This is a genomic window from Pseudomonas sp. PF05 (assembly GCF_056521845.1).
Genome location: NZ_JBWLPW010000010.1, coordinates 129,758 through 155,173 on the forward strand (window position 1 = coordinate 129,758; position 25,416 = coordinate 155,173).

20 protein-coding genes are annotated in these 25,416 nt (G+C 60.9%); 14 read left to right on the forward strand and 6 right to left on the reverse strand.

Annotated features, from left to right (window positions below):
• Positions 1-56: 56 nt before the first annotated feature.
• The 5 genes from AC09SL_RS17975 to AC09SL_RS17995 all read left to right on the forward strand — a co-directional run bounded on the left by AC09SL_RS17975 (position 57) and on the right by AC09SL_RS17995 (position 8,539).
• Entirely contained in the window at positions 57-983 is a 927-nt protein-coding gene (locus tag AC09SL_RS17975; RefSeq protein ID WP_058546537.1) for a hypothetical protein, read from the forward strand.
• Complete coding sequence (locus tag AC09SL_RS17980; protein ID WP_058546538.1) at positions 980-1,441, forward strand: hypothetical protein; 462 nt, start codon at positions 980-982, stop codon at positions 1,439-1,441. Before AC09SL_RS17975 ends, AC09SL_RS17980 begins: the two co-directional genes overlap by 4 nt.
• A 174-nt stretch (positions 1,442-1,615) precedes the next feature.
• Complete coding sequence (locus AC09SL_RS17985; protein WP_058546539.1) at positions 1,616-4,906, forward strand: transglutaminase family protein; 3,291 nt, start codon at positions 1,616-1,618, stop codon at positions 4,904-4,906.
• A gap of 253 nt (positions 4,907-5,159) precedes the next feature.
• A complete protein-coding gene (locus AC09SL_RS17990; RefSeq protein WP_058546540.1) occupies positions 5,160-7,646 on the forward strand; it encodes a circularly permuted type 2 ATP-grasp protein in 2,487 nt (828 codons plus the stop codon).
• On the forward strand, positions 7,646-8,539 hold the full coding sequence (locus AC09SL_RS17995) for a transglutaminase family protein (RefSeq protein WP_058546541.1): 894 nt from the start codon (positions 7,646-7,648) through the stop codon (positions 8,537-8,539). The genes AC09SL_RS17990 and AC09SL_RS17995 overlap by 1 nt, the downstream gene beginning before the upstream one ends.
• Positions 8,540-8,817: 278 nt before the next feature.
• On the opposite strand, the gene AC09SL_RS18000 is transcribed toward AC09SL_RS17995, so the two are convergent.
• Both AC09SL_RS18000 and AC09SL_RS18005 read right to left on the reverse strand, forming a co-directional pair.
• Positions 8,818-9,006 (reverse strand): hypothetical protein, encoded by a 189-nt coding sequence (locus AC09SL_RS18000; RefSeq protein ID WP_057448273.1) that lies wholly within the window; start codon positions 9,004-9,006, stop codon positions 8,818-8,820.
• Positions 9,007-9,074: 68 nt separating this feature from the next.
• On the reverse strand, positions 9,075-9,662 hold the full coding sequence (locus AC09SL_RS18005; protein ID WP_003197276.1) for an LOG family protein: 588 nt from the start codon (positions 9,660-9,662) through the stop codon (positions 9,075-9,077).
• Positions 9,663-10,003: 341 nt separating this feature from the next.
• Between AC09SL_RS18005 and azu the strand changes: the two genes are divergently transcribed.
• Entirely contained in the window at positions 10,004-10,450 is a 447-nt protein-coding gene (azu, locus tag AC09SL_RS18010; RefSeq protein ID WP_058546542.1) for an azurin, read from the forward strand.
• A 186-nt stretch (positions 10,451-10,636) separates the two neighbouring features.
• Here the strand turns inward: azu and nadE are convergent, their stop codons facing one another.
• The 3 genes from nadE to AC09SL_RS18025 all read right to left on the reverse strand — a co-directional run bounded on the left by nadE (position 10,637) and on the right by AC09SL_RS18025 (position 13,883).
• Positions 10,637-11,464, reverse strand: a complete 828-nt coding sequence (gene nadE, locus AC09SL_RS18015) for an ammonia-dependent NAD(+) synthetase (protein ID WP_058546543.1) — start codon at positions 11,462-11,464, stop codon at positions 10,637-10,639.
• Between the two features lie 4 nt (positions 11,465-11,468).
• Complete coding sequence (pncB, locus tag AC09SL_RS18020) at positions 11,469-12,695, reverse strand: nicotinate phosphoribosyltransferase (RefSeq protein WP_058546544.1); 1,227 nt, start codon at positions 12,693-12,695, stop codon at positions 11,469-11,471.
• Between the two features lie 279 nt (positions 12,696-12,974).
• A complete protein-coding gene (locus AC09SL_RS18025; protein WP_058546545.1) occupies positions 12,975-13,883 on the reverse strand; it encodes a LysR family transcriptional regulator in 909 nt (302 codons plus the stop codon).
• A gap of 178 nt (positions 13,884-14,061) precedes the next feature.
• Between AC09SL_RS18025 and amaB the strand changes: the two genes are divergently transcribed.
• From amaB to AC09SL_RS18065, 8 genes are all read left to right on the forward strand, one after another.
• Positions 14,062-15,552: an L-piperidine-6-carboxylate dehydrogenase gene (amaB, locus tag AC09SL_RS18030; protein ID WP_058546546.1), complete on the forward strand. Its 1,491-nt coding sequence runs from the start codon at positions 14,062-14,064 to the stop codon at positions 15,550-15,552.
• A gap of 169 nt (positions 15,553-15,721) precedes the next feature.
• On the forward strand, positions 15,722-17,005 hold the full coding sequence (gene amaA / locus AC09SL_RS18035; protein WP_058546547.1) for an L-pipecolate oxidase: 1,284 nt from the start codon (positions 15,722-15,724) through the stop codon (positions 17,003-17,005).
• Between the two features lie 370 nt (positions 17,006-17,375).
• Positions 17,376-18,509, forward strand: coding sequence for an ABC transporter substrate-binding protein (locus tag AC09SL_RS18040; protein ID WP_058546548.1), 1,134 nt, complete (start codon positions 17,376-17,378; stop codon positions 18,507-18,509).
• 174 nt (positions 18,510-18,683) lie between these two features.
• Positions 18,684-19,598: an ABC transporter permease subunit gene (locus AC09SL_RS18045; RefSeq protein WP_058546549.1), complete on the forward strand. Its 915-nt coding sequence runs from the start codon at positions 18,684-18,686 to the stop codon at positions 19,596-19,598.
• A 3-nt stretch (positions 19,599-19,601) separates the two neighbouring features.
• Positions 19,602-20,885, forward strand: a complete 1,284-nt coding sequence (livM, locus tag AC09SL_RS18050) for a high-affinity branched-chain amino acid ABC transporter permease LivM (protein ID WP_058546550.1) — start codon at positions 19,602-19,604, stop codon at positions 20,883-20,885.
• Positions 20,882-21,754 (forward strand): ATP-binding cassette domain-containing protein, encoded by an 873-nt coding sequence (locus tag AC09SL_RS18055; RefSeq protein ID WP_058546551.1) that lies wholly within the window; start codon positions 20,882-20,884, stop codon positions 21,752-21,754. Before livM ends, AC09SL_RS18055 begins: the two co-directional genes overlap by 4 nt.
• Positions 21,751-22,467 (forward strand): ABC transporter ATP-binding protein, encoded by a 717-nt coding sequence (locus tag AC09SL_RS18060; protein ID WP_058546552.1) that lies wholly within the window; start codon positions 21,751-21,753, stop codon positions 22,465-22,467. The genes AC09SL_RS18055 and AC09SL_RS18060 overlap by 4 nt, the downstream gene beginning before the upstream one ends.
• A 764-nt stretch (positions 22,468-23,231) precedes the next feature.
• A complete protein-coding gene (locus AC09SL_RS18065; protein ID WP_058546553.1) occupies positions 23,232-23,996 on the forward strand; it encodes an SDR family oxidoreductase in 765 nt (254 codons plus the stop codon).
• Positions 23,997-24,158: 162 nt separating this feature from the next.
• Here AC09SL_RS18065 and AC09SL_RS18070 read toward each other — a convergent pair whose 3' ends face one another.
• Positions 24,159-25,292 carry an AGE family epimerase/isomerase gene (locus AC09SL_RS18070; RefSeq protein WP_064107016.1) on the reverse strand — a complete coding sequence of 378 codons (1,134 nt, stop codon included), beginning with the start codon at positions 25,290-25,292 and terminating at the stop codon, positions 24,159-24,161.
• Positions 25,293-25,416: the final 124 nt, after the last annotated feature.

Consider the following 25,416-nt stretch of genomic DNA (forward strand, 5'->3'; position numbering starts at 1 on the left):
CTTCAGGGCACGGCACAATAAAAAATCAACTCTCCAATTCTTCAAGGACGATTCGTATGAGCAGCGCCGCAACAAGCATCGGCATGGACCTGAGCTTTTCCCAGTTCATGGCCCGCAAACGCATCGAAAGCCAAGTCAACCTGCCGCGTCTGTTCGCTGCCATCGATGCCGATCCCAACATCGCCGGTGCGGGCGTGGTGTACATCGATTCCGAGTACAACGTGGTGACGCTGCGCGAATTCAAGCCGATTTGCAGCATCGCGCCCAAGCGAGTCATCTTGCGCGAGGCGAAGAAATACATCGCCCCACAGCAATTCATTGACCAGGTAAAAAGTAGTCCGCGTGAGTCAAAGCTCGGGACTGAGTCGATGAATGCCGGTTTGTCCTGTGTCGCCGCGGTCATCGGTTGGGTGGTGGTATTCAGTGGGAGCGTCGCTGTGCCCTTTACGGCCGGAGCCAGTGCCTTTGTCGTCGCCTTGGGCGCCGCTGCCGCGACGGCCAGTACCGCGCAGTGCTTTATTGGGGGGATGCGGGTGGCGAATGAGCTGACCAATCCTACTGGCAACGATGAAATGAACGACGCCGATTGGTACAACATTGTAAGCCCCATTCTTGACGGTGTTTCCCTTGTGGGCGTCGGTGGCTCGGCTCTCACGACTGTTCGGCTGCTGAAGGCCAGCAAAGCAGCGGGCACCGGGAAGAGCTGGTATCAGTTGCTCAAGGGCCTGAGTCGTCAGGAGCGCAGCAAACTGACCAAGGAATTGTTGACCCTGAAAGATCCGAGTCTTACCGCGAAGTTGCTTAAACTGCAGCAACGAGCGGGCGCCTTGCCCAAGCGTTATTCTTCCGCTGAAATCAGGCATGCCACGCTGACTCAGATAAAGGATTCTCTCGGTGGTGCTTTGGGGGTCATTGGCAGTTATACCGGCGATGGCGCCGTGAAGACTGTTGCCGTCGGGCTGTATGAGGAGTTCACCGAATGATTGGCGGCGGATCAATGAAGCGGTTCCTCGCCCATTATTTTCCGGTGTTCATGGGTACGATCTTTCTGGGCTGCTTTTCCGGGTCTGCGCTGCTCGTTTTGTCCGCAGGCACTTATTGGCGAGCCTTGGAGCCTTCCGTCAGGAGCAACTATGTTGGACTCGGCACCTTGGCTCTGGTGAGTGTCCTGGTCCTGGGCAATCTCATGATCGCACGCGGACGCGCCTGGGCGATCGGGTGGGTGGCGGGTTATTTCCTCGCCTGTCTGGCGGCGGTGCTGCCGACGTTCGCTTATGGGCCGCATCAAGGTGTGTACGTGTTTGCGGTGCTGTTGCCGCTGCTGGGACTCCTGCTGCTCAATAGCAAACGCCACCGTGAGATGCGCAGCAAGCTCATCGAAATCCGCCACCAACGCGAACGCATCCTCCAGTCTGCCAAGGCATCACGCTCGCGTCGCTGAGTCGATTCGCGCTGCCCGCGCCGCATTTATGTGCATTGCTTTGCAGATGAATTCGGGCCGCGCGCGTTTTTAGTGCTCTACTGCCTTGAGTAGACGAAGAAAGTGTCCGGCCTGCCTGCATGGCATAAGTCTTGCGCCGCTTTCGATAACGCCCAGGCTCGCAGGAGGCACGTCGTGTCGATCCATGTCGCATTGCATCACGTCACGCATTACCGCTACGACCGCGCCGTCGAACTCGGCCCGCAGATCGTTCGCCTGCGCCCGGCGGCCCACAGCCGCACGCGGATTCTTTCCTATTCGCTGAAGGTTTCGCCCGAGCAGCATTTCATCAACTGGCAGCAGGACCCTCAGGGCAACTACTTGGCGCGGCTGGTGTTTCCCGAGAAAACCCGGGAGCTGCGCATCGAAGTCGATCTGCTGGCGGAAATGGCGGTGTTCAATCCGTTCGACTTCTTCCTTGAGCCCTACGCCGAAAAGATCCCGTTCGCCTACGCGGCCGACGAGCGCAAGGAGCTGGCGCCTTACCTGGAAACCCTGCCGTTGACGCCGAAGTTCCAGGCCTATCTGGACGGTATCGACCGCACGCCATTGCCGGCGGTGGATTTTCTGGTGGCGCTCAACCAGCGCCTGAGCGAAGACATCAACTACCTGATTCGCATGGAGCCGGGCGTGCAGACCCCGGAGCACACCCTTGAGCATGCGTCCGGTTCCTGTCGCGACTCGGCCTGGCTGTTGGTGCAGCTGTTGCGCAACCTTGGTTTGGCCGCGCGTTTCGTTTCCGGTTACCTGATTCAGTTGACCGCCGATGTGAAAAGCCTCGATGGCCCGTCCGGCACCGACGTGGACTTCACTGACTTGCATGCCTGGTGCGAGGTCTACTTGCCCGGTGCCGGCTGGATCGGCCTGGATGCGACGTCCGGGTTGTTCGCCGGTGAAGGCCACATCCCGTTGGCCTGTAGTCCCGATCCGTCCTCGGCGGCACCGATCAGTGGTTTGGTGGAGCCTTGCGAGTGTGAGTTCAGCCACGAAATGTCCGTCGAGCGGGTCTGGGAAGCGCCGCGGGTGACCAAGCCTTACACCGACGCACAGTGGCTGGCGATCCAGGCACTGGGACGGCAGATCGATGCCGACCTGCTGGAGGGCGACGTTCGCCTGACCATGGGCGGCGAGCCGACCTTTGTCTCCATCGATGACCCGGACGGTGCCGAGTGGAATACCGCGGCACTCGGGCCGGACAAACGCCGGCTCTCCGCCGAGCTGTTCCAGCGCATGCGCAAGCACTATGCGCCCCAGGGACTGGTGCATTTCGGCCAGGGCAAGTGGTACCCCGGCGAGCAATTGCCGCGCTGGTCGCTCAACTGCTATTGGCGGCGCGACGGGGTGCCGATCTGGCACAACAGCGCGTTGATCGCCGATGAGCAGGAGGACTACGGCGCCGATGGCGAACTGGCTGGACGCTTCCTGGCGAGCGTCGCCGAGCGTTTGAAAATTCCGGCGCGGTTCGTGTTTCCGGCCTACGAAGACAACTTCTATTACCTCTGGCGCGAAGGCGCATTGCCTTCGAATGTCACGGCCCAGGACCCACGCCTGGAAGACGCCCTGGAGCGCGCGCGGCTGCGCAAGGTCTTCAGCCAGGGCCTGGACAAGGTCATCGGCCAGGTCCTGCCGCTGGCCCGCACCGCCAAGGGCGATCAATGGCAAAGCGGTCGCTGGTACCTGCGCGATAACCACTGCCGCCTGGTACCGGGGGATTCGCCCCTGGGCTATCGCTTGCCACTGGCGTCCCAGCCGTGGGTGACGGCAGCCGAGTACCCGTTCATCCACCCCACCGACCCGAACCAGGACTTGCCCGAGTTGCCCGGTACCGAGCAACTGGCGCGTCACGGCGAGCCGGCGGCCGAACAGGAGCGTGTCCCGGAGATCGATAAATCCGCCGACTGGCTGACCCGCACCGCCTTCTGTGCCGAGGCCCGTGAAGGTCGGCTGTATCTGTTCATGCCGCCACTGGAGCGGGTCGAGGATTACCTGGAACTGGTCAGTGCTATCGAGGCGACGGCTGAGGAGTTGCACTGCCCGGTGCTGTTGGAAGGCTACGAACCGCCGAGCGACCCGCGCCTGGGCAATTTCCGCATCACCCCCGACCCGGGTGTGATCGAGGTCAACGTGCAACCCTCGGCGACTTGGGATGAGTTGGTCGAGCGCACCGAGTTTCTTTACGAAGAAGCGCGTCAGACCCGGCTGACCACCGAGAAATTCATGATCGACGGCCGGCACACTGGCACCGGCGGCGGTAACCATTTCGTACTGGGTGGCGCGACACCGGCCGACTCACCGTTTCTGCGGCGTCCCGACCTGCTGCGTAGCCTGATCAGTTACTGGCATAACCACCCGTCGTTGTCCTACCTGTTTTCCGGATTGTTCATCGGCCCGACCTCCCAGGCGCCTCGCGTGGACGAGGCGCGCAACGACGCGTTGTACGAACTGGAAATCGCTTTCGCGCAAATGCCGCAGCCCGGCGAGCAATGCCCGCCGTGGTTGGTCGATCGCCTGCTGCGTAACCTGTTGATCGACGTGACCGGCAATACCCACCGCGCCGAATTCTGCATCGACAAGCTCTATTCACCAGACGGCGCCACCGGGCGTCTCGGCCTGTTGGAGTTGCGTGCCTTCGAGATGCCACCTCACGCCCGCATGAGCCTGGCCCAGCAGTTACTGCTGCGGGCGCTGGTGGCGCGGTTCTGGCGCGAGCCTTATGCGCCGGCGAAACTGGCGCGCTGGGGCACCGAGCTGCATGACCGTTTCCTGTTGCCGCACTTTATCGAGCAGGATTTTGCCGACGTCATCCATGAACTGAACGCTGCCGGTTACCCGCTGCGGGCCGAGTGGTTTGCCGCGCACTTGGAGTTCCGCTTCCCCAAGGTGGGCGATTACGCGGTCAGCGGCATCGAACTGCAATTGCGCCAAGCCCTTGAGCCTTGGCATGTGCTGGGGGAGGAGGGCGCGGTGGGCGGCACCGTGCGTTATGTGGATTCGTCCCTGGAGCGCTTGCAGGTCAAGCTCAGCGGCCTGGCGCCACAACGCTACCTGCTGACCTGCAATGGCGTGCCGGTGCCGTTGCAACCCACCGGTCGGGTCGGCGAGTTCGTCGCCGGGGTGCGTTTCCGCGCCTGGCAACCGGCCAACTGCCTGCAACCGACTATCCCGGTGCATGCGCCGCTGGTCTTCGATTTGCTCGACACCTGGATGCAACGCTCCGTGGGCGGCTGCCAGTATCACGTGGCCCATCCGGGCGGGCGCAACTATGACAGCCTGCCGGTGAATGCCAACGAGGCCGAGAGCCGGCGGATGGCGCGTTTCTTCCGTCTCGGACACACGCCTGGGAAACTGCCGATACCCAGCCTGGCAGTGGATGAAGAGTTTCCACTCACGCTCGATCTGCGACGCTTTCCAGGGGCCTCAACGTAGGCGCTATGAGCTGTGTAGGGGCTATGTGAGCTGTGTAGGAGCTGTCGAGTGAAACGAGGCTGCGATCTTTCCCCTGCCAATTGAGTCTGGAGTGAAAGATGAAAGATCAAGATCAAGATCAAAAGATCGCAGCCTCGTTTCACTCGACAGCTCCTACAGGGCACGCCCCAGCGTCTGGTCACACGCTTGCACCTATCCGGGCGTCATGCGCTTGCGCTAGTCTCACCTTTCATTGCCGTCTGCCGAGCTTTCCATGCCTGACCTGCTTGACCGTTACCCGCTGACAACGGGCACCTATCATGAGCTGCTGGACGACAGCGGTGCCGTGCGCACGCATTGGCGGCGGCTGTTCGACCAGTTGCAGCGCAGCACGCGGGCCCAGTTGCTCCAGCGCCAGGCCCTGCTGGCTCGGCAGATCCAGGAAAACGGTGTCACCTATAACGTCTACGCCGATCCGAAGGGCGCGGACCGGCCGTGGGAGCTGGACCTGCTGCCCCATGTGATCGACCCGCAGGAGTGGAAACACCTGTCGGCCGGGATCGCCCAGCGTGCGCGGCTGCTCAATGCGGTTCTGGCCGACCTGTATGGGCCACAGCGGCTGATCAGCGAGGGGCTGCTGCCGGCAGAGCTGGTATTCGGGCACAACAATTTCCTTTGGCCCTGCCAGGGCATCGCGCCGCCGGATGGCAGTTTCCTGCATTTGTATGCGGTAGATCTGGCGCGCACGCCCGATGGCCGTTGGTGGGTCACGGCGGATCGGACCCAGGCGCCTTCGGGGGCCGGTTATGCGCTGGAAAATCGCATGATCGTTTCCCGTGCGTTCCCCGAGTTGTATCGCGACCTGAGGGTGCGACACCTGTCCGGGTTCTTCCGCACCTTGCAGGAAACCCTGGCACGACAGGCGCCCAGCGATGGTGAGTCGCCACTGGTGGTGCTGTTGACGCCGGGGCGGTTCAACGAAAGTTATTTCGAGCATCTTTATCTGGCACGCCAGCTGGGCTATCCGTTGGTAGAGGGGGGCGACCTGACCGTGCGGGACGCCACGGTCTACCTCAAGACCCTCAGCGGCCTGCGCCGGGTCCACGCCATCATGCGCCGGCTCGACGACGATTTCTGCGACCCCCTGGAGCTGCGCACCGATTCAGCCCTCGGCGTGCCGGGACTGCTGGAGGCGGTGCGCCAGGGCCGGGTGCTGGTGGCCAATGCCCTGGGCAGCGGTGTGCTGGAGTCGCCGGGCCTGTTGGGGTTCCTGCCGAAGATCAACCAGTATCTGTTCGGTGAGGAACTGATACTGCCGTCCATCGCCACCTGGTGGTGCGGTGAGCCGCCGGTGCTGGCCCAGGCCCTGGAAAAACTGCCGCAGCTGTTGATCAAGCCGGCGTTTCCTTCCCAAAGCTTCACCCCGGTATTTGGCCGTGACCTGAACGAGGAGCAGCGCGGCCAATTGGCGGCGCGCATGCAGGCCCGGCCCTATGCCTATGTCGCCCAGGAGTTGGCGCAACTGTCCCAGGCCCCGGTCTGGCAGGCCGAAGACGGCCACATCCAGCCACGGGCGATTGGCATGCGTGTGTATGCCGTGTCCGGCAAGGATGATTATCGGGTGCTGTCGGGTGGCCTGACCCGCGTGGCCGCCGAGGCCGACGCCGAAGTGGTGTCGATGCAGCGCGGTGGCGCCAGCAAGGACACTTGGGTGTTGAGCGAGCAGGCGCCCGGCGGTGAACAATGGACGGCCCAGCGAACGGTAGGTGTCCACGACCTGGTTCGACGCGATCCGTACTTGCCTTCGCGGGTGGTGGAAAACCTGTTCTGGTTCGGCCGTTATTGCGAACGTTGCGACGACAGCGCACGGCTGCTGCGGATCATGCTGGGGCGTTATGTCGATGGCGATGACCCACAGGCCCTGCAATCGGCGGTGTCCCTGGGCGAAAGCCTGATGCTGCTGCCTGAAGAGGGCGAGCTGCACGAGCGTTTGCTGGCGGCGCTGTTGGGGGACGACTGGTCGTTCAGCCTGCGCTCCAACCTGCAGCGCTTGCAGTGGGCGGCCTCGCAGGTTCGCGGCAAGCTGTCCCGGGAGAACTGGCAGGCGCTGGTGGAGTTGCAGCGCGAAGCGATGGAGCTGGAAACCGAGGAGCCGGATTTTGGTGAGTTGCTGGATTTCCTCAATCGGCTGGTGATGTCCCTGGCGGCATTGTCCGGCTTTGCTCTGGACGACATGACCCGTGACGAGGGCTGGCGCTTCTTGATGATTGGCCGGCGCCTGGAACGCTTGCAGTTCCTCAGCAGCAGCCTGGCGGCGTTTTTGCGCAGCGATGCAGTGTTCGACCAGGCTGGGCTGGAGTGGTTGCTGGAACTGGGCAACAGCAGCATCACCTACCGTTCGCGCTACCTGGCGGTGGCGCAACTGATCCCGGTGCTGGACCTGCTGCTACTGGATGAACAGAACCCCCACGCGGTGCTCTTCCAGTTGAAGCTGGTGAACCGCACCCTCAAGCGCTTGAACGATGATTTTGCCGCACCCAGGGAAACGGCATTGCCTGACTTGGTCGCACGTCTGTCGCGCTTTGACCTGCGCTGCCTGGAAAACCCATTGTTCGGTGAAGCCAGCCTGCGCGCAGCACTCGATGGGCTGGCCGACCTGTTGCAGGAAGTGGCCGATGTCGGTGGCCAGGTATCCGATCGCCTGGCCTTGCGCCATTTCGCCCACGTCGATGACGTCAGCCAACGCACGGTGTCTGTCTGATGAACGCCCGTTACCAGATCCTCCACGACACCCATTACCACTATGACAGTCCGGTGTCCCTGGCCCAGCAGCTTGCCCATCTGTGGCCACGCGCCTGTGACTGGCAGCGTTGCACCGAACAGCAGTTGCTGATCAGCCCGGAGCCGACGACCCGTCGCGATGAACGGGATGTGTTCGGCAACCCGCTGACCCGCCTGGCTTTCGAACGGCCCCATGACGAGCTGCTGGTCAATGCCCGCTTGAGCGTCGAGGTACTGGCCCGCCCCGCGCTGGACTTCAACCTGTCCCCGGCCTGGGAGTCGACCTGTCGCGCGCTGACCTATAGCAGCCGACCGCTCGCGGCACCGCTGCTGGACGCGTGCCGCTACCGTTTCGAGTCACCCTATGTGCACCTCAAGCGCAGCTTCGTCGAGTTTTCCGAAAGCTGCTTCCCGCCGGGGCGTCCGTTGATGATCGGCGTGCGGGCGCTGATGGAGAAGATTTTCGAGGAGTTCACCTTCGATGCCGAAGCGACCCAGGTGGCCACACCGCTGGTGGAGGTGTTGGAGCGGCGGCGGGGCGTGTGCCAGGACTTTGCCCACCTGATGCTGGCCTGCGTGCGTTCTCGCGGGCTGGCGGCGCGTTACGTCAGTGGCTACCTGCTGACCCAGCCACCGCCCGGCCAACCTCGGCTGATTGGCGCCGATGCATCCCATGCCTGGGTCTCGGTGTATTGCCCGGTATTGGGGTGGGTGGACTTCGACCCGACCAACAACGTCCAGCCGGCCCTGGAACACATCACCCTGGCCTGGGGTCGCGATTTTTCCGATGTGTCGCCGTTGCGGGGGGTGATCCTGGGGGGCGGCAATCATGACCCCGAGGTGCGGGTGACGGTGATGCCGCTGGAATCGTAAGGAGATCACCTTGTGCGAGCGGGCTTGCTCGCGAAAACGGACCATCATTCAACATGGATGTCGACTGAACCACCGCTTTCGCGAGCAAGCCCGCTCCCACAGGGTATGTACTGAATGGATGAGGAAGGTGCATCCCGGCAAGCACGTCTTGATTTACACGTACCGCTGCCAGTTGCCGGGCGGTTTCAAAGCGCTGGAATTGTGAGGGCCGGCAGTGGAGCTGCCGGCCCTGGACACAGAATCGGGGGGCCGGATCGGATCATCGGGCCCTGGGGGTATCAGGCGTCGGGCGCCTGATCTTTCGGTGCATCAACATCATCTTCTGCTGCCACTTCGCCTTCAGTATCCGGGGTCAGTGCAGCTTCTTCTTCAGCTGTGGCTTTCTTGCGCTGCAGCTTTTCCTCTTTCTTCTGCTCCTTGGCCAAGTCTCTCTGACGTTTGGCGAAGGAATAATTGGGTTTGGCCATGGGCGATCCTCTGGGGTCGAAGGTGAGGTTGAGCGGCGCATATTCTGCCCTGTATCGGGGCCGAGCCGTTAGCTGGGTTTTTGTTCGGCCCACTTTGGCTGCACTGACGGTTGCCATTCGTCCAGCGCATCGAGCAGGTTCTGCGCTGATTCGCTCACTTGCAGCATGTCACGATGGGGCGCGCGGACGAAGCCTTCGCCGACGATATGATCGAGAAAACCGGTGAGCTTGCTGTAGAAACCGTTCACTTCCAGCAGCCCCAGCGGTTTGCCGTGGTAGCCGAGTTGGCCCCAGGTCCAGACTTCGAACAACTCCTCCAGCGTGCCGAGGCCGCCGGGCAGGGCGATGAAGGCGTCACTCAGTTCGGCCATGCGTGCCTTGCGCGCGTGCATGCCGTCCACCACTTCCAGGCGAGTCAGGCCGCTGTGGCCGATTTCCTTGTCCTTGAGGCTTTGCGGGATGATGCCGATGACCTCGCCGCCGGCCGCCAGGGCTGCGTCGGCGACGATCCCCATCAGGCCGACGGCACCGCCGCCGTAGACCAGGGTCAATTTTCGTTCCGCCAATGCCCGGCCCAGGGCCTGGGCCGCTTCACGATACGCTGGGTCGGTGCCAGTGCTGGCGCCGCAAAATACACAAACAGACGCGATGGACATGCTTTACTCCATGATCAGTAACCGACCCAGAGTAAAGCCTGGCCTGTGTAGCGCAAAGCGATTAAACCTCGCGACGGGGTTTTTCGTAGGTGCCACTGGCGCCGCAGGCGTAGGCGGCGAGCAAGCTGCATAACAGGCTGTTGATGTTCATGATGGCGCTCCCGAGAGGTGATGAGGCCGATCATAGAGCGGCGTCATCCCTCTGGCTGGTTGATTGTGTCCATCAGGCTGATAGCCTTAAGTTGTATACAATCTTTGATTCAGGTCATAGGAACTTGTCTGAAATTCAGGCAGTCTTCCCCTTTGACGGATTTTTGTTAACCATGCCTTGGAGATTCACGATGTTTGCCAAACTTGTTGCAGTATCCCTGTTGACGCTGGCCAGCAGCCAACTGATGGCAGCGGAGTGCAAGACCACCATCGACTCGACCGACCAGATGTCCTTCAACACCAAGGCCATCGAGATTGACAAGAGCTGCAAGACGTTCACCGTTGAACTGACGCATTCGGGCAGCTTGCCGAAAAACGTCATGGGCCATAACTGGGTGCTGAGCAAAGAGGCTGACATGCAGCCGATCGCCACCGATGGCCTGGGCGCTGGCATTGACAAGAATTACCTCAAGGAAGGTGATGAGCGCATCATCGCCCACACCAAGATCATTGGTGCCGGGGAAAAAGACTCGGTGACCTTCGACGTGTCTAAACTGGATGCCGCTGAAAAATACGGCTTCTTCTGTTCGTTCCCGGGCCACATCTCGATGATGAAAGGCACCGTTACCCTGAAATAATCACTTCAGGTACAAAAAAGCGGCGCTTCTTTCAGAAATGGGGAAGCGCCGTTTTTTTGGGTTTTTTTTAGAAGCTCGATGTTTAGTTGCTTTGGTGTGTATATCCGTTACCTAAATAACGGATATACACACCAACCCACGCCCCTCAGCCATCGCGAGCAAGCTCGCTCCCACAGGGATTACCCGTTACGGGGCGTACGGCATCACCCGCTTGTGCTCAGTCTTGCGATAGGTCTCGCAAATGATCCTGAACGCCTCGTCCCGCACCGGCTCGCCGTGCAGGAACGCATCGATCTCGGCGTAGGTCACGCCGTGGGAGGCTTCGTCCGGCTTGCCTGGCGACAGGTCTTCAAGATCGGCGGTGGGGACTTTTTCCACCAGAGACTCCGGCGCACCAAAGTCACGGGCAATGGCCCGGACCTGGTTTTTGACCAAGCCACTGAGCGGGGCCAGGTCGCAGGCGCCATCACCGAACTTGGTGAAGAAACCCATCACCGCTTCGGCGGCATGATCGGTGCCGATCACCAGGCCGTGCTCGGTGCCCGCGATGGTGTATTGCGCCACCATGCGCATCCGCGCCTTGGTATTGCCCAGCACGAAATCCCGCGAAACCGCTGCCTTGCCTTCGAACGCCGCGACTTGTTCGGCCAGGGCCTTGACCGCCGGACCGATGTTGACGGTATGGCGCTCGTCCGGGTCGATGAAGTCCACGCAGGCTTGGGCTTCATGCTCGTCGAACTGGGTTTCGTACGGCAGGCGCACGGCGATGAACTTGTAGGCGACGTTACCGGTTTTCTCCCGCAGTTCGCGCATGGCACGTTGGGCCAGCAGCCCGGCGGTTAACGAGTCAACGCCACCGCTGATGCCCAGCACGAGGGACTTGAGCCCGGAGTTGACCAGGCAATCCTGAATAAAACTCACCCGACGGGCGATTTCGGCCTTGAGGGCGGCGTCATCGGCGAACGGCGGCTGGACCTTGAGCTGTTCAGCAATCTCACGCTGTACGGCTTGCATGAATTCACTCCTTGCTTGATGTATCTGAAAGGGCGGCAGGTACTTGGAAAACGTGTCGCATGTAGGCGACGAAATTCGGGTCTTTGCAGTGGGTCTTGCCGGGCTCGTCTGAAATCTTGGCCACGGGTTGCCCGTCACAGCTGATCATTTTAAGCACGATGCTCATCGGCTCTACACCTGGAATGTCACACGTCAGGTTGGTGCCAATACCGAAGCTGACATTAATGCGACCACGCAATGCCCGAAAAATCTCCAGGCATTTGGGCAATGTCAGGCTATCGGAGAACACCAGGGTCTTGCTCATGGGGTCGATGCCGAGCTTGTGGTAGTGGGCAATGGCTTTTTCGGCCCAGATCACCGGATCGCCCGAGTCATGGCGCAAGCCGTCGAACAGCTTGGCGAAGAACAGATCGAAATCCTTGAGGAAGGCGTCCATGGTGATGCAATCGGTCAGGGCGATCCCCAGCAGGCCTCGGTACTCGCGCACCCAGCAATCGAGGGCGGCGATCTGGCTGTCGATCAGCCGCGGGCCCAATTGCTGGTGGGCCATGATCCACTCATGGGCCATGGTACCCAGGGGCTTCATGTCCAATTCCCGGGACAGGTGCACGTTACTGGTGCCGACGAAACGCCCGGGGAAGTCGTGCTTGAGCACGTTGACCACTTCTTCCTGGACGCGGAAGGAAAAACGACGGCGGGTGCCGAAGTCCGCGACTTGCAGTTCGGACAGTTCCTCGGCACTGGCGTTGGCGCTCAGCCAGTCGAACTTGCGATAAAGCTGTTCCCGCGCCTGTTCCAGGACGACTTCACGATAGCGATAACGATTGCGCACCTCGCTGACAATGGCCAGCAGCGGCACTTCGAACAGGATGACGTGCAACCACGGCCCGCGCAGGCGGATGAACAACTCGCCGTTTTCGATACCGGTGTGCACGTAACGCAGGTTGAAGCGAAACAGGCCCAGGAAACGCAGGAAGTCCGGCTTCAGAAAGCTGATGCGCTCCAGGAAACCCAACTGGTCGGCGCTCAGGCTCAACTCGGCCAGACGCTCGATCTGAAAGCGGATCTCCGCCAGGTACGGGCGCAGGTCTTCGCTGTTGCGGCAGCGAAACTCCCATTCGACTTCGACGTTGGGGTAGTTGTGCAACACCGCCTGCATCATCGTCAGTTTGTAGAAGTCGGTGTCGAGCAGGTTCTGCACGATACGATCGGCAAACACACTCTCGCTCATAACGGGAATCTCCAGGCAAGCCGCTGCGGTGGGCAGCGGGGTGCAGCGGTTTGTAGTGAAAGGGCTAGTGGCGCATATCACTCATGATGATTGCCAGTTTTTTTTGGCCACTGGGTCTTTTTCGGCAAAGTAGAGCTGTTTGTGGCGAGGGAATTTATCGAAACGTCGCCCCGCCCCGCTGTGGGAGCAAGGCTTGCCCGCGATACAGGCGACTCGGTTTCCGGGAGGCCGTGGCGCGCTCTTCGCGGGCAAGCCTTGCTCCCACAGGTTCGCGTCGGGTTATGCCGGTATATCCGGGTTGTCGATCTGCTCCAGCATCCACTCCACAAAAAGCCGCACCTTGGGCACTTCCGCCGAATGTTCCGGATAGGCCAGGTAATAGGCGTTGGTGCTGGGCATCGCGTGCGGCCAGGGGATGACCAGTTTGCCGTCGGCCAGTTCTTCTTCCACCAGAAACCGCGGCAGCAGGGCGACACCGCAGCCGACCTGGGCGGCGCGAATGCACATGTAGAAGGTTTCGAAGCGCGGCCCGTGGTAGCTGTGTTCGGTGTGGTAGCCCTGGTGGTCGAACCAGTCGTGCCAGGCCTGGGGCCGCGAGGCGTTTTGCAGCAGCACCAGTTCGGCCAGTTGGGTCGGGTCGGTGAAGGGCTGGTCAGGCAGGCTGCCGGGCGCGCAAACCGGTACCAGTTCTTCGCCAAACAGCTTCAGGGATTCGGTACCAGGTCGCGAGCCTTGGCCGAAATAGAACGCCAGGTCGCTGCGCCCTTGCAGCAAGTCGTCAGCCTCCTGCTCGCTGCACAGGTCCAGGTGAATTTTCGGGTGCCGCAATCGCCAGCCCTTCAAGCGTGGGACCAGCCAGCGAGCGCCGAAGGTCGGAGGCGTGGAAACGCGCAGGACTTCGGTGTCGCCGCCGTAGGAGCGCAGGTAATGGGTAGACATCTCCACCTGCGTGAGGATTTTTCGCACTTCCCCCAGGTACAAATCACCGGCTGGCGTCAGTTGCAGGCGTCGACGTACGCGCCGGAACAGCAAGTGCTGCAGCAACTCTTCCAATTGCGCGACTTGTTTGCTGACGGCGCTCTGGGTCAGGTTCAGCTCTTCGGCGGCACGGGTGAAGCTCAGGTGGCGGGTCACCGCTTCGAAGCATTGCAGCGCCGTGATCGACGGCAAATAGCGTTTATTGAGCATGATGAGGCCTTATTTCTTGTGGCTCTGCTTATCCGGTCATGGCCAGCATGAATAAACGGAATGATATCTCGCTTAAAGGTCGTTTGTTGGCAAGTCTCGGGCCAGCTACAACTACAGGTCTGATCAGCCGTATTTGTCCGGCTGCCAATCCTTCGTCTTTCGTGTGAGGAAATTTTCCATGGTTGCTGCATTGCTTGATCGTCTGGGTGTCGACTCGGCCCTGTACCAGAACGGCACACAACCGGTGCATTCGCCCATAGATGGCAGCCGTATCGGCGCTGTGAACTGGGAAGGCGCGGCTGAAGTCGAGCAGCAGGTCAGCCGTGCCGAACACGCCTTCGACCTGTGGCGCCAGGTGCCGGCCCCGCGTCGCGGCGAGCTGGTGCGTCAATTTGGCGACCTGTTGCGTGAATACAAGGCCGACCTCGGCGAGTTGGTGTCGTGGGAAGCCGGCAAGATCACCCAGGAAGGCCTGGGTGAAGTGCAAGAGATGATCGATATCTGCGACTTCGCCGTCGGCCTGTCCCGTCAACTGTATGGCCTGACCATCGCCTCCGAGCGTCCGGGCCACCACATGCGTGAATCCTGGCATCCGCTGGGCGTGGTCGGGGTGATCAGTGCCTTCAACTTCCCGGTGGCGGTCTGGGCCTGGAACACCACGCTGGCCCTGGTGTGCGGCAACGCAGTGATCTGGAAACCGTCGGAAAAGACCCCGCTCACCGCCCTGGCGTGCCAGGCGCTGTTCGAGCGCGTGCTGAAGAATTTCAGCGACGCTCCCCCGTACCTGAGCCAGGTGATCATCGGCGGTCGCGATGCCGGTGAAGCGCTGGTGGATGACCCGCGCGTGGCCTTGATCAGCGCCACGGGCAGCACCCGCATGGGCCGCGAAGTGGCACCGAAAGTCGCCGCGCGTTTCGCCCGCAGCATCCTGGAACTGGGCGGCAACAACGCCATGATCCTGGCGCCGAGCGCCGACCTGGACATGGCCGTGCGCGCCATCCTGTTCAGCGCCGTCGGCACCGCCGGCCAGCGTTGCACCACCCTGCGCCGGCTGATTGCCCACGAATCGGTGAAGGAAGAAATCGTCACCCGCCTCAAGGCCGCCTATTCGAAAGTGCGTATCGGCCATCCGCTGGAAGGCAACCTGGTCGGGCCGCTGATCGACAAACATAGCTTCGACAACATGCAGGATGCGCTGGAGCAGGCCTTGAGCGAAGGCGGGCGAGTCTTTGGTGGCCAGCGCCAGCTTGAAGACCAGTTCCCGAATGCTTATTACGTCTCGCCGGCCATCGTCGAGATGCCCGAACAGAGCGACGTGGTGCGCCACGAAACCTTCGCACCGATCCTGTACGTGGTTGGCTACAAGGACTTTGCCGAGGCCTTGGACCTGAACAACTCCGTGCCCCAGGGCCTGTCGTCCTGCATCTTCACCACCGACGTGCGTGAAGCCGAGCAATTCATGTCGGCCGTGGGCAGCGACTGCGGCATCGCCAACGTCAACATTGGCCCGAGCGGCGCGGAGATCGGCGGCGCATTCGGTGGTGAAAAGGAAACCGGCGGCGGTCGCGAATCCGGCTCCGACGCCTGGCGCGGCTACATGCGCCGCCAGACCAACACCGTGAACTACTCGCTGGAGTTGCCGTTGGCGCAGGGGATTACCTTCGACTGAGGACGTTGGGGCCGGATCTTCAATGCGTGGAGATCCTTTGTGGGAGCGAGCTTGCTCGCGATGACGGCGGCACATTCAATAGGAAAGTGACTGTAGGGCCGCTATCGCGAGCAAGCTCGCTCCCACACTAAATAGTGTGATGGTTAGGTTTCATTTCCGGAGTCTGGCAATGCCGTTACGCGAAGAATGTCTGTGGGAAAACCTGACGCCGCAAAGGCCTGAAAACACCGCTCTGGCCGGCGAAGTCAGCGTCGATGTGTGTGTGATTGGCGCCGGCTTCACCGGGCTGTCGGCGGCGGTGCATTTGCTGGAACAGGGCAAGCGCGTTGCCGTGTTGGAGGCTCATCGGGCCGGGCACGGCGGATCGGGGCGTAACGTCGGGTTGGTCAACGCCGGCCTGTGGATCCCGCCGGACGACATCGAGGCCGGGTTCGGCGAGGCGGTGGGCAGCCAGCTCAACCGCATGCTGGGGGCTGCGCCGGCGCTGGTGTTCAGCCTCGTCGATAAATACAACATCGATTGCCAACTGCGCCGCGAAGGCACCCTGCACATGGCCCATAACGCCCGGGGCGAGGCCGACCTGCGCAGTCGCGAAGAGCAATGGAAGCGCCGTGGTGCCCCGGTGCAATTGCTCACCGGCCAGGCCTGTGTCGAGGCCACCGGCACGTCGAAAATCGCCGCGGCATTACTCGACCGTCGCGCCGGTACGCTCAACCCGATGGCCTACACCAGCGGATTGGCCAAGGCGGCCACGGACCTGGGTGGCCAACTGTTCGACCATTCACCGGTGACGCGCCTGGAACGCCAGGGCCAGCGCTGGTCGGTGCAGACCGCCCAGGGTTCGGTACTGGCCGAGCAGGTGGTGATCGCCTCCAACGCCTATACCGAGGGCGACTGGACCGAACTGCGGCGCAATTTCTTCCCTGGTTATTACTATCAGGTCGCCTCGGTCCCGCTGACCGACGACGCCGCCCGACGCATTCTGCCGGGCGGGCAGGGCTCGTGGGATACCCGCCAGGTGTTGAGCAGCATCCGCCGGGACAAGGACGGCCGTTTGCTGCTGGGCAGCCTGGGCAACGGCAACCGCAAGCCGACCTGGTTCCTCAAGGCCTGGGCCGACCGGGTGCAGCAGCACTATTTCCCCTACCTCAAGCCAGTGGAATGGGAATGCACCTGGACCGGGCGCATCGCGTTTACGCCCGACCACCTGATGCGCCTGTTCGAACCTGCCCCAGGGTTGGTGGCAGTGACCGGTTACAACGGTCGAGGCGTGACTACCGGCACGGTGGTCGGCAAGGCGTTCGCCGACTACCTGTGCCACGGTGACGCCAAGGCGCTGCCGATCCCCTTCGCACCCATGCAGCCAGTGGCCGGGGTGGGCTTGCGCAGTTGCCTGTATGAAGCCGGTTTTTCGCTGTATCACGCGGGCCAGTGCCTGCGGATTGTCATTTGAGTGTTGAAAATTGTTGCAGGCCCCCGCGTTTTCCGGCGTAGCGTCTAGCCTGTTATGGTGCGGGTTGTAGCAATCGCGCACCGACAGTGTGCAGTTCGGTGACGTGGGTTGTTACACAGTGGTTGCACGCCGTTTCGTGCAATGGTTGCAATGATGGCTCACGGAGGGTTTCACCTATTTAAATAAAAGGTTGCACCTCGTGCGGTTTAGGCGGTTGCACGCCCTATGAAAAAGGGCTCGAAACAGTCGAAATAACAATAAAGCAGCGACTTTTTTCAGAATAAAAAACCGATGGCACGGCCCTTGCTCTGAGCTTTTCAGTGAAATGAAGTCGCAGTGCCAACTAAAAAAAACCTTGGAGCACCACCTCATGTCCCAGACGTTTTACAAGAAAGGTTTCCTGGCCCTAGCAGTGGCAACTGCGTTGGGTGTTTCTGCGTTTGCTCAAGCTGATGTAAAAATTGGTGTGGCTGGGCCGATGACCGGCGCCAACGCTGCATTTGGCGAGCAGTACATGAAGGGTGCCCAAGCGGCAGCCGATGCCATTAACGCGGCGGGTGGCGTCAACGGTGAGAAGATCCTGCTAGTCAAGGGCGATGACGCCTGTGAACCGAAACAGGCTGTTACGGTGGCCAAGGACCTGACCAACCAGAAAGTGGCGGGCGTGGTCGGTCACTTCTGCTCCTCGTCGACCATTCCGGCCTCCGAGATCTACGACGAAGCCGGCATCATTGCAATCACCCCGGGTTCTACCAACCCACAGGTGACCGAGCGCGGCCTGGGCGCCATGTTCCGTATGTGCGGTCGTGACGACCAGCAAGGTATCGTCGCTGGCGACTACATCGTTGACGTGCTCAAAGGTAAAAAAGTCGTTGTGCTGCATGACAAGGACACCTACGGTCAGGGCCTGGCGGATGCGACCAAGGCTCAACTGGCCAAGCGCGGCGTTACGCCAGTGCTGTACGAAGGCCTGACCCGCGGTGAAAAAGACTTCAGCACCATTGTCACCAAGATCCGTGGCGCTGGCGCCGACGTCGTGTACTTCGGTGGTCTGCACCCGGAAGCCGGTCCCCTGGTTCGCCAACTGCGTGAGCAAGGCCTCAAGGACGTCAAGTTCATGTCCGACGACGGTATCGTGACTGACGAGCTGGTCACCACCGCTGGCGGCCCGCAATTTGTCGATGGCGTGCTGATGACCTTCGGTGCCGACCCGCGCCTGCTGCCAGATAGCAAGGCCGTAGTGGATGCGTTCCGCAAAAGTGGCACCGAGCCGGAAGGCTACACCCTGTATGCCTACGCTTCGGTGCAGGCCCTCGCGGCTGCCTTCAATGGCGCCAAGTCCAACGACGGCGAAAAAGCAGCTGAATGGCTGAAGAAAAACCCGGTCAAGACCGTCATGGGCGAGAAGACCTGGGACGCCAAGGGCGACCTGAAAGTCTCCGACTACGTGGTTTACGAGTGGGACAAGGACGGCAAATACCACCAATTGGAAAAACAGAAGTGATATGAGCTGCTGATTTGCCCGGTGCCTCGTGCGCCGGGCAATCCAACAACTCTGTCCATGCAGTACCTGTCTTTTCTCGTAGAGCTGCACTCAACTGTGTTGCGCGGGTGGTTGAACCCTCGGCTCGTCGCATCCAGCTTTTGTGCAGTCTCTCCAATTGCGTGAGATTGCGTTATGGATGGTATTTTCCTGCAGCAACTGGTCAACGGCCTGACCCTCGGGTCGGTCTATGGCCTGATCGCCATCGGCTACACAATGGTCTATGGCATCATCGGCATGATCAACTTCGCCCATGGCGAGGTTTATATGATCTCTGCGTACCTCGCGGCGATCAGTCTGGCTCTGCTGGCATACTTCGGTATTGAATCCTTCCCTCTACTGATGCTTGGCACACTGGTCTTCACCATCGTCGTCACGGCGGTGTATGGCTGGGTCATCGAGCGTGTCGCCTACAAACCCCTGCGTAATTCCACCCGGCTGGCACCGCTGATCAGCGCCATCGGGATTTCGCTGATCCTGCAAAACTATGCACAAATCGCCCAGGGCGCGAAGCAACAAGGCGTTCCAACCTTGCTGACCGGTGCCTGGCGTGTCGAAGTCGGCACAGGATTCGTACAACTGACCTATACCAAGGTCTTCATTCTGGTTGCCGCGTTTGCCGGCATGGCCCTGCTGACCTACGTCATCAAGTACACCAAGCTCGGCCGTATGTGCCGCGCGACCCAGCAAGACCGCAAGATGGCCTCGATCCTGGGGATCAACACCGACCGGGTGATTTCCTACGTGTTCATCATCGGTGCCGCGATGGCGGCCCTGGCTGGTGTGCTGATCACCATGAACTACGGCACGTTCGACTTCTATGCCGGATTCATCATCGGCATCAAGGCGTTCACCGCAGCGGTGCTCGGCGGGATCGGCTCACTGCCTGGTGCGATGCTTGGCGGGATCATTCTCGGAATTTCCGAATCGCTGTTCTCCGGCCTGGTCAACTCGGACTACAAAGACGTCTTCAGCTTCTCGCTGCTCGTTCTCGTTCTGGTCTTTCGGCCTCAAGGTCTGCTCGGCCGTCCTCTTGTGTCGAAGGTGTAAGCGATGTCATCAACCACTAAAAAAAATATTGAACTGAAAAAAAGCCTGGTTGACGCAATTCTCGCCGGCCTTGTCGCCCTGATTGTGTTCGGGCCGATTGTCGGTGTGGTGCTGGACGGCTACAACTTCAACCTGCAGCCTACCCGTGTGGCATGGATTGTCGCCATCGTCATGGCTGGCCGCTTTGCCCTGGGCCTGTTCCTGCAGACGCCCAAGGGGCTGAGAATTCTTGATGGCTTCGAAAGCACCAGCTCCGGGGTTCATGTACTGCCGCCTGATTACAAAACACGGTTGCGCTGGATCATCCCGCTGGTGATTGTCGTCGCCGTGGTATTCCCGTTTTTCTCCAATTCATACCTGCTGGGCGTGGTCATCCTAGGGTTGATCTACGTGCTGCTGGGTCTGGGCTTGAACATTGTGGTAGGCCTGGCTGGCCTGCTCGACCTGGGCTACGTGGCGTTCTACGCCATCGGTGCCTATGGGCTGGCGCTCGGTTATCAGTACCTGGGGCTGGGTTTCTGGACGGTGCTGCCGCTGGCTGCGATCATGGCGGGGCTGGCCGGTTGCATCCTCGGTTTCCCCGTGTTGCGTCTGCACGGTGATTACCTGGCGATCGTGACCCTGGGCTTCGGTGAAATCATCCGCTTGGTCCTCAATAACTGGCTGAGCCTGACCGGTGGCCCGAACGGCATGTCCGCGCCGCTGCCAACCTTCTTCGGTCTGGAATTCAGTAAAAGAGCCAAGGACGGTGGTGTCCCCTTCCATGAGTTTTTCGGCATCGCCTACAACCCGGACGTGAAGTACTACTTCATCTACGCGGTATTGTTCCTCGTCGTACTGGCCGTGTTGTACATCAAGCATCGCCTGACCCGCATGCCGGTCGGTCGCGCATGGGAAGCCTTGCGTGAAGATGAAATCGCCTGCCGCTCGATGGGCCTGAACCATGTCCTGGTCAAGCTCTCGGCATTCACCATCGGCGCCTCGACGGCCGGCCTGGCCGGAGTGTTCTTCGCCACTTACCAAGGCTTCGTCAATCCGACATCGTTCACCTTCTTTGAATCGGCGCTGATCCTCGCCATCGTGGTATTGGGTGGCATGGGCTCGACCATTGGCGTGGTGATTGCGGCATTTGTGCTGACCGTCGCCCCGGAACTGCTGCGCGGCTTTGCGGAATACCGGGTGCTGCTGTTTGGCATACTGATGGTGTTGATGATGATCTGGCGCCCACGCGGCCTGATCCGTATCAGCCGTACCGGGGTGATGCCGCGCAAGGGGGTAGCGCCATGAGCGAAGTCGTACTCAAAGTTGAAAACCTGATGATGCAGTTCGGTGGCATCAAGGCCCTCAGCGACGTCAGCCTGCAAGTCAAACGCAACTCGATCTTCGCCCTGATCGGCCCCAACGGCGCGGGCAAGACCACGGTGTTCAACTGCCTGACCGGTTTCTACAAGGCCTCGGGCGGCAAGATCGAGCTCAACGTGCGTGGCGAGCAAACCAACGTCATCAAGTTGTTGGGCGAGGCGTTTCGCCCGACGGACTTCGTGTCGCCGAAATCCTTCGCCAGCCGGCTGTACTACAAGATGTTTGGCGGCACCCACCTGGTGAACCGCGCTGGCCTGGCGCGTACCTTCCAGAACATTCGCCTGTTCAAGGAAATGTCGGTGCTGGAAAACCTGTTGGTGGCCCAGCACATGTGGGTCAACCGCAGTCTGTTGGCGGGCGTGCTCAACACCAAGGGTTACCGCCAGGCAGAAAGCGACGCCCTGGACCACGCCTTCTATTGGCTGGAAGTGGTGGACCTGGTCGATTGTGCCAACCGCCTCGCCGGGGAGCTTTCCTATGGCCAGCAGCGGCGCCTGGAAATCGCCCGGGCCATGTGCACGCGTCCGCAGATCATCTGCCTCGACGAGCCGGCCGCCGGCCTCAACCCTCAGGAAACCGAAGCGCTGAGCGCGATGATCCGGCTGCTGCGCGACGAGCACGATCTGACCGTGGTGCTGATCGAACACGACATGGGCATGGTAATGAGTATTTCCGACCACATCGTGGTGCTGGACCACGGCACGGTGATCGCCGAGGGCGGTCCCGAGGCGATTCGCAACGATCCGAAGGTGATCGCGGCTTACCTGGGTGCCGACGAAGAGGAACTGGTATGAGTGGACCTATCCTCGAGCTCAAGGAGCTGGACGTGTTCTACGGGCCGATCCAGGCCCTGAAAAAGGTCTCGATGCACATTGACGAAGGTGAAACCGTGAGCCTGATCGGCTCCAACGGTGCCGGCAAGTCCACGCTGCTGATGTCGATTTTCGGCCAGCCTCGTGCGGCGGGCGGGCAGATCATCTACCAGGGCGTGGACATCACCCACAAGTCGTCGCACTACATTGCGTCCCACGGCATCGCGCAGTCGCCGGAAGGGCGGCGGGTATTCCCGGACATGACCGTCGAGGAAAACCTGCTGATGGGCACCATTCCCATTGGTGACAAATACGCCAGCGAAGACATGCAGCGCATGTTCGAGCTGTTTCCACGGCTCAAGGAACGCCGCAACCAGCGGGCCATGACCATGTCCGGCGGCGAGCAGCAAATGCTCGCCATCGCCCGGGCATTGATGAGCCGGCCAAAGTTGTTGCTGCTCGATGAGCCGAGCCTGGGGCTGGCGCCGATCGTGGTGAAGCAGATCTTCGCCACCCTGCGTGAGCTGGCGTCCACCGGGATGACCATCTTCCTGGTGGAACAGAACGCCAACCACGCCCTCAGGCTGTCGGACCGGGCCTATGTGATGGTCAACGGAGAAATCCGCCTGACCGGCACGGGCAAGGAGTTGCTCGCCAATGAAGAGGTGCGCAACGCGTATCTGGGCGGGCATTGAGGCTGTTGTTGCGATGAAAACAAACCGGCGAGTGATCGCCGGTTTTTTTATCTCCCCCAAACACCGCCGCTCCCACAGGGGTTTCGTATGTTTTTCACAATTGTGGACAACAATCCTGAGCCCCTGCGAAACCGCGACATAAAGTCGCCGCAAACAGTTGTTTTGTCACAGTTTTGACTTGTCCCCGTTTGCTGTGGAACTGGCTGTGGGTAACGTGGGAGTAGCTGGCTGCAAGCCTTTGAATACGTGGCTTGCAGGGCTGTGATCGTTTTTTGATCAGGTGTTTTCCGCCAGGCGGTAGTGGCTGTTGTCAACACTTTTATGAGCGCTGCGATGGGCGCTAAAGTCGGTGGGAAAGCCTGTGGATAAGTCTGTGACTAAACTCTGGAAAGACTGCGCTGAGCAGCGTCGTTACTGGCTTGGAGCCATCGTCCATCTGATGTTGGCTTATAGCAGATAACTTGGGCTGCACAACCCCACTTGCAGGGTCAAGCGAAAAAAATTTCCAAATACCCCGCAAAGCCTTATGCACAGCGGCTTGCGGGTTTTGCACTTGCCCCCTATTACTGTGGACGTGCCTGTGGATAAGGTGCGGGCAATCGCCTGCGGGCCTTATTGAGCAAGGCCTGGCGTGGATTGGTTATTTTATGAGCAGTTGTGGTCCGAAAGCTGGCGCGCAAGCCTTGCTCCTCCCATGCCAGGCCGGGCATGCTGTGGGCCGATTTCCATTCAATGGCTTTTGAAGTTCAAACAAGGAGAACACGATGTCTGACACCCTGTTTATCACCGGCGCGACATCCGGTTTTGGTGAAGCCTGTGCCCGTCGTTTTGCCGAGGCCGGTTGGAAACTGGTGCTGACCGGTCGTCGTGAAGAACGCCTCAATGCCCTCTGCGCCGAGCTGTCGAAGCAGACCGAAGTCCATGGCCTGGTCCTGGACGTGCGTGATCGCAAGGCCATGGAGGAGGCCGTCGCCAACCTGCCGCCGTCCTTCGCCAAATTGCGGGGGTTGATCAACAACGCCGGCCTGGCCCTGGGCGTCGACCCGGCGCCCAAGTGCGACCTCGATGACTGGGACACCATGGTCGACACCAATGTCAAAGGGCTGATCTACAGCACTCGCCTGCTGTTGCCGCGTCTGATCGCCCACGGCCGTGGTGCCGGGATCGTCAACCTGGGCTCCATCGCCGGCAACTACCCGTATCCGGGCAGCCACGTGTATGGCGCGAGCAAGGCGTTCGTCAAGCAGTTCTCCCTGAACCTGCGGTGCGACCTGCAAGGCACGGGCGTGCGGGTGAGCAATATTGAGCCGGGCCTGTGCGAGAGCGAATTCTCCCTGGTGCGCTTCGGTGGCGACCAGGAGCGCTACAACGCCACCTACGCCGGCGCCGAGCCGATCCAGCCGCAGGACATCGCCGATACGATTTTCTGGGTGCTCAACACGCCGGCGCACATCAACATCAATAGCCTGGAACTGATGCCCGTGAGCCAGACCTGGGCTGGGTTTGCCATTGAGCGCAACAAGGCCTGACGAGTGTTTTGAAGTGAGCTTTTGTGGCCAGAGATTGCTCCCGCTTGGCTGCGCTGTAGGAGCTGCCGAAGGCTCGGGCCGCGTTCGGACGATCTTTTGATCTTGGAAAGATCGCAGCCTCGCTTCGCTCGACAGCTCCTACAGGTCCAGTGGGGGCAATCTCTACGCCAGATAATCGGCCAGTCCGCGATAGCAGGTCAGCAGGTGATAGGGCGTGGTGGACGGCATGTCCCGGCGGCTGACAATGCCGTCGGCGTCCAGGCATTCATGCCAGCCCTTGGCATGCAGGAAATGTTGCTGCAGCGCTTGCAGTTGGCGCAGCAACAACCCCTGGCTGCCCGGGCGCAATGTGAGGGCCCGCAAGTATTCCGCCTGGGCCCAGATGCGTTGGGTGGCATCGCGTGGGCCTGCCTGTGATCCCAAGGCCAGCATTGCACACACAGCACCGGAGTCCGGGTCGATGCCGCGTTGCTCGGTATGGCCGAAGCTATGCTCCAGAGCTGTGTGCAACTTGCCGTTGCGCAACAGGGGCGATGAGGCCAGCAAGTAATACCATTCGAACTGGTGCCCCGGTTCGAACCAGTTATCCACAGCCTTGAGCGGCTTCTCCATCATTACGCCTTGCTGCGGCTCGATGAACTGCTTGGCCATTGCGTCGCACAGGCTCAGCAATGCCTGGCGGACGTTGGCGTCTTCGCGGACCGAGAGGGTGGCGAGAAACGCTTCGGCCAAGTGCATCAACGGGTTTTGCAGCGGGCCGGATCCGGTCGTTGACCAATCACGCTTGAGGCTGGCTTCGTAGAGACCGTCTGCGCTGGCGAAGCGCCGGGCAATGACCTCCAGGCTCGCGTTGAGTACCGATTCCACCAGCGGCTCGCGGACCTTGCCCCAGTAATGGGCGCAGGCGAACAGGATGAAGGCGTGGGTGTAGAGGTCCTTGCTGGTGTCCAGCGGCGCGCCTTGCGGATCGATGCTGTAGAACCAGCCGCCATGCTCGGCGTCGTGGAAATGACGCTGCAGCGAGCGGAACAGTGCGCCGGCCCGTTCCTCGGCCTGGGGCACTTCGCCGATCAGGCTGGCGAACACATACAGCTGCCGCGCACAGGCCATGGCGCGGTAGCGCTGGGGTGGCAGCGGCGCATGTTCGGCATCCAGGGATTCATAGGGCAACGCCAGTTCGGCATTCCAGCCCGGGCCTTGCCACATCGGCACGATCACGTCGTGAAAATGCTGACGCACCGTTGCGAACAGGGCGGTCAATTCAGGCTGGGGAGCGGGGCGGGAAGCATCAGGCATGGGCGGACGTCGTCACGGCTGGGGGGCGATTGCGCGACATGGTAGCAGAGTGACCGACTCCAGAGAGATGGCGTCTGCAAGTCCGTCATCGCGAGCAAGCTCGCTCCCACAGGGGCCGGTGTAC

What these genes read in the sequence shown, in the direction of transcription:
- amaA (WP_058546547.1), top strand. Translation starts at nt 15,722, where the DNA reads ATGCCGTTACGCGAAGAATGTCTGTGGGAAAACCTGACGCCGCAAAGG.
- nadE (WP_058546543.1), bottom strand. Translation starts at nt 11,464, where the DNA reads ATGCAAGCCGTACAGCGTGAGATTGCTGAACAGCTCAAGGTCCAGCCG.
- AC09SL_RS18045 (WP_058546549.1), top strand. Translation starts at nt 18,684, where the DNA reads ATGGATGGTATTTTCCTGCAGCAACTGGTCAACGGCCTGACCCTCGGG.
- AC09SL_RS18005 (WP_003197276.1), bottom strand. Translation starts at nt 9,662, where the DNA reads ATGTCCATCGCGTCTGTTTGTGTATTTTGCGGCGCCAGCACTGGCACC.
- AC09SL_RS17995 (WP_058546541.1), top strand. Translation starts at nt 7,646, where the DNA reads ATGAACGCCCGTTACCAGATCCTCCACGACACCCATTACCACTATGAC.
- AC09SL_RS17975 (WP_058546537.1), top strand. Translation starts at nt 57, where the DNA reads ATGAGCAGCGCCGCAACAAGCATCGGCATGGACCTGAGCTTTTCCCAG.
- AC09SL_RS18040 (WP_058546548.1), top strand. Translation starts at nt 17,376, where the DNA reads ATGTCCCAGACGTTTTACAAGAAAGGTTTCCTGGCCCTAGCAGTGGCA.
- amaB (WP_058546546.1), top strand. Translation starts at nt 14,062, where the DNA reads ATGGTTGCTGCATTGCTTGATCGTCTGGGTGTCGACTCGGCCCTGTAC.
- AC09SL_RS18065 (WP_058546553.1), top strand. Translation starts at nt 23,232, where the DNA reads ATGTCTGACACCCTGTTTATCACCGGCGCGACATCCGGTTTTGGTGAA.
- AC09SL_RS18000 (WP_057448273.1), bottom strand. Translation starts at nt 9,006, where the DNA reads ATGGCCAAACCCAATTATTCCTTCGCCAAACGTCAGAGAGACTTGGCC.
- pncB (WP_058546544.1), bottom strand. Translation starts at nt 12,695, where the DNA reads ATGAGCGAGAGTGTGTTTGCCGATCGTATCGTGCAGAACCTGCTCGAC.
- livM (WP_058546550.1), top strand. Translation starts at nt 19,602, where the DNA reads ATGTCATCAACCACTAAAAAAAATATTGAACTGAAAAAAAGCCTGGTT.
- AC09SL_RS18025 (WP_058546545.1), bottom strand. Translation starts at nt 13,883, where the DNA reads ATGCTCAATAAACGCTATTTGCCGTCGATCACGGCGCTGCAATGCTTC.
- AC09SL_RS18055 (WP_058546551.1), top strand. Translation starts at nt 20,882, where the DNA reads ATGAGCGAAGTCGTACTCAAAGTTGAAAACCTGATGATGCAGTTCGGT.
- AC09SL_RS18060 (WP_058546552.1), top strand. Translation starts at nt 21,751, where the DNA reads ATGAGTGGACCTATCCTCGAGCTCAAGGAGCTGGACGTGTTCTACGGG.
- AC09SL_RS17990 (WP_058546540.1), top strand. Translation starts at nt 5,160, where the DNA reads ATGCCTGACCTGCTTGACCGTTACCCGCTGACAACGGGCACCTATCAT.
- AC09SL_RS18070 (WP_064107016.1), bottom strand. Translation starts at nt 25,292, where the DNA reads ATGCCTGATGCTTCCCGCCCCGCTCCCCAGCCTGAATTGACCGCCCTG.
- azu (WP_058546542.1), top strand. Translation starts at nt 10,004, where the DNA reads ATGTTTGCCAAACTTGTTGCAGTATCCCTGTTGACGCTGGCCAGCAGC.
- AC09SL_RS17980 (WP_058546538.1), top strand. Translation starts at nt 980, where the DNA reads ATGATTGGCGGCGGATCAATGAAGCGGTTCCTCGCCCATTATTTTCCG.